General features: G+C 42.6%; 12 protein-coding genes and 1 riboswitch. Of the genes, 2 read left to right on the top strand and 10 right to left on the bottom strand.

Annotation, left to right across the window (positions count from 1 at the left end; translation table 11 throughout):
* The 8 genes from GJU40_RS21450 to GJU40_RS19845 form a co-directional block, all read right to left on the bottom strand.
* Positions 1-150 (bottom strand): helix-turn-helix domain-containing protein (locus tag GJU40_RS21450; RefSeq protein WP_343031597.1); only part of this gene is annotated, 150 nt, incomplete at its 3' end.
* 273 nt (positions 151-423) lie between these two features.
* Positions 424-1,584, bottom strand: a complete 1,161-nt coding sequence (locus GJU40_RS19815) for an alpha-hydroxy-acid oxidizing protein (protein ID WP_154309781.1) — start codon at positions 1,582-1,584, stop codon at positions 424-426.
* 122 nt (positions 1,585-1,706) lie between these two features.
* Complete coding sequence (locus GJU40_RS19820; protein ID WP_154309782.1) at positions 1,707-2,450, bottom strand: SDR family oxidoreductase; 744 nt, start codon at positions 2,448-2,450, stop codon at positions 1,707-1,709.
* Between the two features lie 176 nt (positions 2,451-2,626).
* Positions 2,627-3,130, bottom strand: a complete 504-nt coding sequence (locus tag GJU40_RS21310; RefSeq protein ID WP_343031648.1) for a CBO0543 family protein — start codon at positions 3,128-3,130, stop codon at positions 2,627-2,629.
* Between the two features lie 8 nt (positions 3,131-3,138).
* The gene (locus tag GJU40_RS19830) at positions 3,139-3,642 is read right to left on the bottom strand and encodes a CBO0543 family protein (RefSeq protein ID WP_154309784.1); all 504 of its coding nucleotides are present in this window, start codon (positions 3,640-3,642) and stop codon (positions 3,139-3,141) included.
* 117 nt (positions 3,643-3,759) lie between these two features.
* Positions 3,760-4,512, bottom strand: a complete 753-nt coding sequence (locus GJU40_RS21315; RefSeq protein ID WP_212029914.1) for a hypothetical protein — start codon at positions 4,510-4,512, stop codon at positions 3,760-3,762.
* Between the two features lie 192 nt (positions 4,513-4,704).
* Complete coding sequence (locus GJU40_RS19840) at positions 4,705-5,241, bottom strand: GNAT family N-acetyltransferase (protein ID WP_154309785.1); 537 nt, start codon at positions 5,239-5,241, stop codon at positions 4,705-4,707.
* Positions 5,242-5,247: 6 nt separating this feature from the next.
* A complete protein-coding gene (locus GJU40_RS19845) occupies positions 5,248-5,406 on the bottom strand; it encodes a hypothetical protein (RefSeq protein WP_154309786.1) in 159 nt (52 codons plus the stop codon).
* A 38-nt stretch (positions 5,407-5,444) separates the two neighbouring features.
* Positions 5,445-5,557: riboswitch (TPP riboswitch) on the top strand.
* Between the two features lie 106 nt (positions 5,558-5,663).
* Between GJU40_RS19845 and thiC the strand changes: the two genes are divergently transcribed.
* Positions 5,664-7,409: a phosphomethylpyrimidine synthase ThiC gene (gene thiC, locus GJU40_RS19850; RefSeq protein ID WP_154309787.1), complete on the top strand. Its 1,746-nt coding sequence runs from the start codon at positions 5,664-5,666 to the stop codon at positions 7,407-7,409.
* 58 nt (positions 7,410-7,467) lie between these two features.
* On the opposite strand, the gene GJU40_RS19855 is transcribed toward thiC, so the two are convergent.
* Both GJU40_RS19855 and GJU40_RS19860 read right to left on the bottom strand, forming a co-directional pair.
* On the bottom strand, positions 7,468-8,013 hold the full coding sequence (locus GJU40_RS19855; protein WP_154309788.1) for a DUF4241 domain-containing protein: 546 nt from the start codon (positions 8,011-8,013) through the stop codon (positions 7,468-7,470).
* Positions 8,014-8,083: 70 nt separating this feature from the next.
* Positions 8,084-8,602 (bottom strand): LURP-one-related family protein, encoded by a 519-nt coding sequence (locus GJU40_RS19860; RefSeq protein ID WP_154309789.1) that lies wholly within the window; start codon positions 8,600-8,602, stop codon positions 8,084-8,086.
* Between the two features lie 458 nt (positions 8,603-9,060).
* Between GJU40_RS19860 and GJU40_RS19865 the strand changes: the two genes are divergently transcribed.
* Positions 9,061-9,321 (top strand): hypothetical protein, encoded by a 261-nt coding sequence (locus GJU40_RS19865; RefSeq protein WP_154309790.1) that lies wholly within the window; start codon positions 9,061-9,063, stop codon positions 9,319-9,321.
* The last annotated feature ends 309 nt before the right edge of the window (positions 9,322-9,630 follow it).

Consider the following 9,630-nt stretch of genomic DNA (forward strand, 5'->3'; position numbering starts at 1 on the left):
CGTCTTATTGATTAACTCCATTTGTTTTTGATTAGGGAAGATACGAAACTTAAACGCCTTTTTAACTAACATGATTTCACCTCGCTTTATAGGAACGCACGTTCTAATTTTACCATGACAGTGAGTGTTTTGGCTATCGCCAACCGCCATTCATCTCCCCCTTATCGCTGAGCTAAAGCTCATCACCCGCTTGAAGAGGGAGTCTTCTGTCGGATAAAGATAAAGTAGCAAATTCACTAGCTGCTAACGCTTGTTTTTCCGCCATTTGTTTTGCCCCCATTATTTCTCAGATGCCTATACTATGTACTTAAAAAGCCCCTTTTATTCATCGAAAAGCGCACTCAAATACAGCACAGCTGTCAGTCATTTGGCTGTACAAAAAAAAGTGCTGCTTTTCATTTCAAGCAGCACTTTCTAACAAATTCAGCGAACAGAGCTTCCTCTCAATAAGCCGCGGTTCAATTCGGCAACAGAACATTTGCCTGACAGCGCCATGGACAAATCAAAGTCAGCCAGTATATTTCTTAATACTTGTTTCACTCCCTCTTCACCAGCAAGGGCCAGGCCATACATATAAGGCCTTCCTATGAAAACTGCTTTTGCTCCCAGTGACAAAGCTTTGACAATATCCGCTCCCCTTCTGATGCCGCTGTCCATTAGTACCGGCACCCTGTCACCAACCGCTTCCACTACATCCGGAAGAGCATCAATAGCAGGAATGACACCGTCAAGCTGCCTCCCGCCATGATTACTGACAATGATTCCATCCGCTCCATGTTCTTCTGCAAGCCTTGCGTCCTCAGGGTGCAGAATGCCTTTTAAGAGAATAGGCAGATTGGTTTGCATGCGCAGATACTCAAGATCTTTCCAAGTGAGCGAGGGGTTTCCGAAAATTTTCGCCCACAGCAGGACTGCAGCTTTGATATCTTCTTGAGGGGAAACCTCAAGCCTTGAGCAGAAAACAGGATCTTCAAGATAATTTCCTATCCCTTTAGCCTCCAGAAATGGAAGATAAGCATGCTCAATATCCTTTTCCCTCCAAGCCATCATTGGGGTATCAAGCGTGATGACAATAGCTGAATACCCTGCTTGATCCGCCCGCCTGACCATGCTGCCGGCTACTTCACGGTCACTGCTCCAATACAGCTGAAACCATTTTTCACCTTCGCCGTATGCCTCCGATATTTTTTCTAAACTATAAGTTGAGGCAGTGCTTGAAATAAACGGAATCTTCATTGCTGCAGCAGCCCTCGCAGATGCCAGTTCCCCTTGTGGATGAATGATAGACTGTACCCCTATTGGTGCGCAGAGCACTGGGTACTCCATCTTCTTTCCAAACAGGCTCACACTTAGATCTCTGCTCGATGTATCGCAAAGCATGCGCGGAACGATCTGCCATTTTTCAAAAGCCCTGTTGTTTTTATCGGCAGCTGATTGGGCCCCTGCAGATGCAGCAACATAATAGAAGGGCTTATCTTCTAAATGTTCTCTAGCTTTTGCTTCAAGTTCTTCATAAGAAACCGGAATAATATTTTTTTCCAGCTGCTGATATACTTTTGACTGAACGAGATTGCCAAATGACATAGTCTCTCCCCCTTAATATGTAAACGCTATCATTCATTATAAGGGGTACAGGAAATCTTTTCTATGAAATTGATAAAATTGAAAGAGATCAAAATATGCAGTGACTCTTCATTCAGCAAAATTCACCTCATAAATCCGCCTTCGGAATGGAGGATCTGACCGGTAATCCAGCCTCCCTTTTCACTAACAAGAAAACCAATCAGGTTTGCAGCATCCTGCGGCATGCCGATCCTCCCTGTTGGAAACTTCGGCAAAATATGAGCGCGAATATCATCATTCATCCAGGTAGAATCTGTCGGACCCGGATTGATCGCATTCACTGTAATGCCTTTATGTGCGAGTTCCGCTGCCAGAGTTCTAGCAAATGCTGATATTGCCCCTTTCGTAGCACTGTAGGCAAGTTCTTCAGGCATCGGCCCCAAATCCTGTCCTGAAGTCATAAAAATGATTCTTCCCTCTTTTAATTCTGCCTTTTCATATGACTTCACAAATTCCGTACAAAGAAGGAAGGGGCTTCTCATGTTCACTGCATAATGAAGATCAAGCTCTTCACTAGAAAGCTCACTCCATCCATCCCGTTCAGAATGTGCTGCATTATTTATTAAAACAGATGGCGGGCCCACTACTTTGCTAGCTTCCATCATGACTTCAGAAGCTGCGTCCTTTGAAGCTAAGTTGATACTCATATGCTTGCAGCGGACATCCTTTTGAATCAGTTCTTCTTCAAACGCTTTCAGCCACAATGCATCTGCTCCATAATGTGTAAAAAAAATATCAAATCCGGATTCTGCGAGCTCCCTGCAAATCGCTGTACCCATTTCCCTTGGACCGCTTACGCCGGTAATTAAAGCCACTTTGTAATTCATGCCTAACTCTCTCCCTTTTGTAGCTCCGCACAAGAAGGCTGCACAAACAACCGTTTCACACGGCACTTTCTTAAACAATTTTTTACATCTTTAGAGACTACTTCCATGCCACATTGTTAAAATCCCCCTCTAAAATATCTATTACCATCATAATATGGGAGAAATAGACAAAGCAATCACTTCTTGTTTTTTCGGAACTTAAAAATTAGAAAGGCAGCAGGCAGCATTGACATGCTAATGGCAAGGAATCTGCTTCTTTGGTATATACTGCTTAAAATATACATGAACGTATAAATAAAAGCCGACCAGGCAAGGTTCCAGCCTTTTTTAAAGGAAATGGCTCCTGCTTTCAGTCCAAACCACTCAACCAAACTGGAAACCAGAATCCACTTGAGGATATACAATGCTCTCTTACTGCTGCGGTCAGGAAGTTCACTCAAAAAACGATTCATGCTTAAGGGCATAATGATCAAAAGATGAAAAAATTTGAGAAAGAATTCTCCCATAACCTGTGAGTGAAATGTCCAAAGCGGATATTTTTTCTGAATATAATAATATAAAGAATTGCATACAACCACGTAAAAAATAGGGTGGCTATTCTCACGTAACCGTGGCCATGACTTCTTAACCGTATTCTGATGAATAAGCCAGATTAGCAAACCAACATGCACAGTTTTCACCTTCCCGACTATCTTTTTGTGAGTGATGCCGGTTTGCTGCTTGCTGCCCTTATAGCTGCGATGATACTTCGGTTAAGGAGCGATTTGGCTGTCAAGCCGAACAGTGTGTGCTTCCAGTCCCACCCTCTGCCCCACCGAATGAGGTTAGTGTTTTTTTCTGCCCACAGTTCTACCAAGAGCATAGAAGTTGTGACCAAACACACTTTTATTACAATGACAAAAGGACGGTTACCGTAAGTAATCTTATTTATGAAAAGGGACATGGTAGGATACAGCAGGTAATCAAACAAGATGTTGGATTTAAACTCTTTTTTGAAGTAACGAACCGGATATCGTATGTAATGGTTACTAGCAAGATACTGATCCAGTATCCCATTGGTATAGGCATTAAACAAATAGGAGAGAAGCCAGTCTTTCAAAGGACCCTTTCTCAAAAGGAAAAAAAGAAGCAATAGGGCAGCTCCAGTTATAAAGCGCAAAAACCTTTTTTCAAATTTATTTTTGCTCCACATTATACTTCACCTCTTTCTTACTAAGATGTCACTAATCAAATGAAATTATTATGAAACGGAACTTTGATAAAAAAAAGAGCCAGCTGCTGTCTGGCCCTTCAATGGGGTGAGTGATGCTCAGGAGAGTTTTTTTACAGTTAAAGCAGGAAGACTGTAGGTAGAACTATCGGGAATAAATCCTTGGATGAGGAGCGTAATGACGTCACCGGCGTTTAAGAAAATATGAAATGTTTTTCCTGAATAAATTAAATCCTGTTGATTATTTGAAAAAGCTTGAAACTGAGATTGAGGAATGACTTCATCCCCGTTTATTTCTACCGCTGCATTTAATAATCCTGTAAAGCCTATATGAGCTGTAATTTCATAAATACCGGGGCTTAGTACAGTGATAGAGTCTGTTTCGGTGCTGACGATCACATTCTGGGCAGGACCCGGGATCGTAAAGTCAACATTGTCAAAAGAATTTATACTTCTGTAAAATTCTCCCCCATATAAAGATCCATAAGCTGAAATACTGCTGCTTCCAGCAGGGCCGGTAGCTCCGGTTGCGCCCGGAGGACCTGCTGGACCAGCTGGGCCTGTAGGGCCGGTCATTCCGCCAGTTCCCAGAAGTTCATCAGCAACAAGCCGGTGGGCAGCAACCAGCTGGCCGTCGCTGTCTCTTCCCCAGACGGATATTTCTGTTTCTGATGCCCCCGCTCCCTCTACTGTGAAAACAAATTGAAAAGCATCTACGTCAGCAAAAAAATTTCTTGTGACCACCTGATTTGGATTCAGCACCACCAGTTCCAGGATATAAAGAATCCTTGAGCCATTCAACCTGTATCCCTGGATGATAACATTGGAAGGATTACTTCCCCTGTTGTCCATTTTTATTGTAACTCCACTTGTCGGCCTTTTTCATTAATGGGACTGTTCTCTATAGGCCCTGTTGACAGAATTGCCATTGAAAATCACCATCCTTGCATGTATCGAACTCTCTCAGCTCATACTAGTTTACGCTGCAGGATTAGTGAATGCTTGGCCAAAACAAGCTGTTAAGAACTTATTTCTATCAGTGCCCTAACTGTCTTCCGGATTGAGAATTGCAAGAGTCTGATGATCTTCCCACTTTCCATTTATCTTAACGCTTTGCCTGGCAATACCTTCTTTATGAAATCCTGCTTTTTGCAGCACTTTCATAGAAGCACCATGATGAGGCATCACTCCAGCTTCAATTCTGTGAAGCTTTAGTTCCTGAAAAGCAATGTTCACTGCCTGATTCACTGCCTCTGTTGTATAGCCTTTGCCGTTTTGCTCCCTGTCCAGACTATAGCCGATCCAGCAGCTCTGAAGAGGGCCCCTGACAACGGAAGTAAAACCAAGCGTACCAAGCAATGTACCCGTTTCACTTTTAAAAATGCCATAATGATAGCCAGTATCCTCCTCTGCTTCCTTCATGAAGGAGTGGATACGCTCCAATTGTCCTTCCAAAGTATAAAAGCTATCCAGCCTGAGTGGGGTATACAGCTGAAAAAAATCCCGGTTCCTTTCTTCAAGCAGCAGCAGCTTTTCTGCATCTTTCTCAACTAATTGTTTGATACTAATCGAATGTTTCATCTTATGCTACCTCCTTATTACGCTGATTTTTAGTTGATCAAATAGATTTATGGGTATAAGCAGGCAGCAGAAGTTCCTAAGGAATCCCTCTTCTGACACTGCAGAAACTCTTTTTATCTTCCTTCCCACAAGTGCTGAAAATGATAAAATTTTCCTCCTTTTCATTCCCATGATCTTCCTATATAATAAATTAGTAAACTGAATAGTGTAACTAGGGGTGTCCATATCTTTTGGGCTGAGAGAGAAGTGAAAAGCTTCTTAACCCTCCGGACCTGATCTGGTTCATACCAGCGTGGGGAAGTTAGAGCGTGCATCTTTTATTTTCTGCATCTGCATATCATCCGGTTCCTGTTTTTGGAGCCGTTTTTTTATGCCCTCCGCCATAAACCAGTCTGTCCTTATTTCATTAAAAGGAGAGATACATGATGTCAAAAGCTTCAGATAACCTTAGCAAGAGTTTTCCAAACAGTAAAAAAGTATATATTCAGGGGACCAGTGAAAGCATTCAAGTGCCGGTACGGGAGATTTCCCTAACTCCTGCTTCAGGTCCTTCTGGCATGGTCGAGAATGAACCCCTACGTGTTTATGACACCAGCGGACCTTATACGGATTCAGCATATGAAGTTGATATCCGCAAAGGTCTTCCTCCTGTCCGCTCAAACTGGTACAAGGAAAGAGATGATATTGAACAGTATGCCGGAAGGATGGTAACACCGCTGGACAATGGCTTTCGAAATGAAGTCAAGCGCGTCGAGTCCCAGCAGCATGAATTTCCAGGCGTAGTAACCGAGCCTCTAAGGGCCAAATCCGGAAGAAACGTCACTCAAATGCACTATGCGAGAAAGGGTATCATTACCCCGGAAATGGAGTTTGCGGCCATTCGTGAGGGAGTAGACCCAGAGTTTGTACGCAGCGAAATTGCCTGCGGCCGTGCAATTCTTCCTGCTAATATTAATCATCCGGAATTGGAACCAATGATTATCGGGAAAAATTTCACCGTGAAAGTGAATGCGAATATCGGAAATTCGGCAGTGTCCTCCTCTATAGATGAAGAAGTGGAAAAAATGACCTGGGCTACACGCTGGGGAGCGGACACGATCATGGACCTGTCGACAGGCAAAAACATACATACCACAAGAGAATGGATTCTCCGGAACTCTCCAGTTCCTGTCGGTACTGTTCCCATCTACCAGGCACTTGAAAAAGTTGCGGGAATTGCTGAGAATCTTACCTGGGAAATTTACAGAGATACCTTGATTGAACAAGCTGAACAGGGAGTGGACTATTTCACCATTCATGCCGGCGTTCTGCTCCGCTATATTCCCCTGACTGCAAACAGGCTGACGGGCATTGTATCACGCGGTGGTTCAATAATGGCGCAATGGTGTTTATATCATCATCAGGAAAACTTTCTATATACTCATTTTGAGGAAATCTGTGAAATTATGAAAAGCTATGACATCTCTTTTTCACTTGGAGACGGCCTGCGTCCAGGCTCAATTGCGGATGCCAATGATGAAGCTCAATTTGCAGAGCTAGATACACTTGGCGAGCTGACTGAACTGGCCTGGAAGCATGATGTACAGGTGATGGTAGAAGGACCAGGTCACGTTCCGATGCATCTGGTGAAAGAAAACGTGGATAAACAGCAGGAAATTTGCCGAGAAGCACCATTTTATACGCTGGGACCCCTAACAACTGATATCGCTCCTGGTTATGATCACATTACTTCAGCCATCGGTGCCGCCATGATCGCCTGGCACGGAACAGCCATGCTCTGTTATGTAACGCCAAAAGAACACTTGGGCCTTCCCAACAAAAATGATGTACGTGAAGGAGTTATCACTTATAAACTGGCGGCTCATGCAGCAGACTTAGCCAAAGGGCTTCCGGGAGCACAAATGCGCGACGATGCTCTCTCTAAAGCAAGATTTGAGTTTCGCTGGCGCGATCAATTCAACCTGTCGCTGGACCCTGAACGGGCATTGGAATACCATGATGAAACACTCCCTGCAGAAGGCGCAAAAACGGCTCACTTCTGCTCCATGTGCGGACCGAAATTCTGCAGCATGCGTATTTCACATGACATCAGAAATACCTATGCAGAACAAGGCATGAAGGAAAAAGCCGAAGAATTCAAAAAGGCAGGAAGCGCAATCTATCAGTAGTACTAACCACAAAAGGCAAAAAGCTCATTTCTGAGCTTTTTGCCTTTTATATATATTGCTATTCTTCTTCCTCCAAAAGAAAATCAATGGCTGCAGCAGCAACTTTTCCTTCTTCATCAAATTGCACAAATACAGGATACAGCCCGTCTCCCAATCCTGATACTGTCACAGCACCGCTCTCTAATACACCGCCCTGATCATCGGTGGAGGTGATATCACAGCACGCTGCATAATACTTAAGCCCTTCTTCGTTCAGCTCCAGCTTTTGTACATTTTCAATTTCATACGATATTTCTTCATCCCTGCCGTACGAGTCGGCATCAAAAATACCTGCCTGTGCAGAGTCTACAGGGATCTCAATTTCCATTTCCATCCACTCATCACGAACTTGAAAACCGCTGTGTACTGCAATCAGCCTCGCTACTGTTCCGTCTTCTTCTAAAAAAGCAGTAGCAATCCACTCACCCTTACAAGCAGGCGTCAACAGCAGGGACAATTCTTCTCCCTCTTCGTCCAGCTCCTCAGGCGGATAGCAGGGATCTGTCACAACCAGCTCTCCGCTGTTCACCTGAAATGTACCAAGCAGCTTTGCGGTAAGGTCCATCCTTACTGCCTCCCTTTCCCTCTAGGCATTTATATACATTTTCTTCCCCCGGAGGAAAATACAAAACCTTTTAAGCCGGCCCGCCTGCTGCAGAAGCATTGCCTTGTCTTTTCCTCTTTTGAATCGCATGAACGCCCATCACAACAGCCACCATCTCAGAAGTCGATAGCTCATTACTGCGCCTCTTCAGCTCAAAAACAGGTGAAGAAAAAAAGCTGCTGACAAGCTTGAACTCTCCTATATCAGAAGAATCATGTTCAATCCTATATTGCCTTGAAAACAACTCGGAGTCGATTGTATAATATCCTCTTTCGTAAGCATGATATTCGTAATTTTTTGATAACAGCGTAAACTTCTCCCTTAATGTTCCAAGCTCTGCCCCCAGCTCATCGTACACCTTCCATTTATTGCTCAAAAAGGGGAATCTGCCGCTTACAACCACTTCACCATCATGATTCACCACATCTACACTTGAAGTGAACATACTTCTCAAATCAAGCTCCCCAATCTTCTCTTTATTTACATCATAAATATCTGTCTTCCCTGCTGAAAAAAAATTCTCAGAAAAATACACTCTATCTTGGTTCATCCCAAACACTTCCCCCGCATCATATTCTCTACTTATATATACGAGGGCTGTCAGCAAATAGTTTCAAACTTTTTCAACTTTTCGTGCAATTCATTTTTGTATGGTTGGGTTTGGGGTGGAATTTTTTTGTGGTGAGGAAAGGGGCAGGGGTTGGAAGTAAATCATCACATTCAAAGTTTTTTCCATCTAATTTTCTTCATTTATATATTTAATACTTTTATGAATTGCACCAGAATCCTTTATGATGACCTTATCTCAATTATTATCCCTTTTTACACGAACAATTCCTATTTTTAAAATTGGCAGCAATATCATCATACTTAACAAATTCTCTAATCTATATTTAAATTAAAGTTCCCTTCTTACATAGATTATTGTTAAAATATGTAAAGGTGACTTCTATTCAAGCAACGAAGCAGTAGAGGTAAGATAAGTGATGCCAACAATAGGAGGAGAAAATGAAAAAGTACAGCGCTATTTCAAGTTTATGTTTAGGAATATTTGTTATCTTATTTTTTATGATGGTAAATGATGTATCTTTCGGTTCATTAGGAAGGATAGCAATCATTTCGATGTTTCTATTTCCATTATTAGGAGTGATTGTGGGATTAAAAGCAAAAAATAATGTTGGGAAGTGGATCATTATCATACTTAACCTACTAGCATTTATCACAATAGCCTCTCTTCTTCTGCTTGGATTTGGAATGAGTGAAGCTTAATCAGTTGAACACTGCTTTCATCTTACGGAACAATTGAAGGGACGCCAGATCCCAACAAAAAAATAATAAGCGTATAAATTCCGGTTAAATTCAAAATAGGCCGTTTACTAGGGGAAATAACGGAATGAATTCCGCTTAAGCTGCTGAAAATCAACCATTTAGCAGTTTTTTGGTGTATAGACGGAATTTATACGAAAATTGAGGATTGTGCTGTCTTAAAAAGCAAAAAAAGGCCCCCCAAGGTTTGAATTTGGATTTTTTAAAATGGGTTTATGCAGCTAGCTGGCTTGTATTCGATCCAACTGGATG

The organism is Metabacillus lacus (genome assembly GCF_009674805.1).
Classification (GTDB): Bacteria; Bacillota; Bacilli; order Bacillales; family Bacillaceae; genus Metabacillus_C; species Metabacillus_C lacus.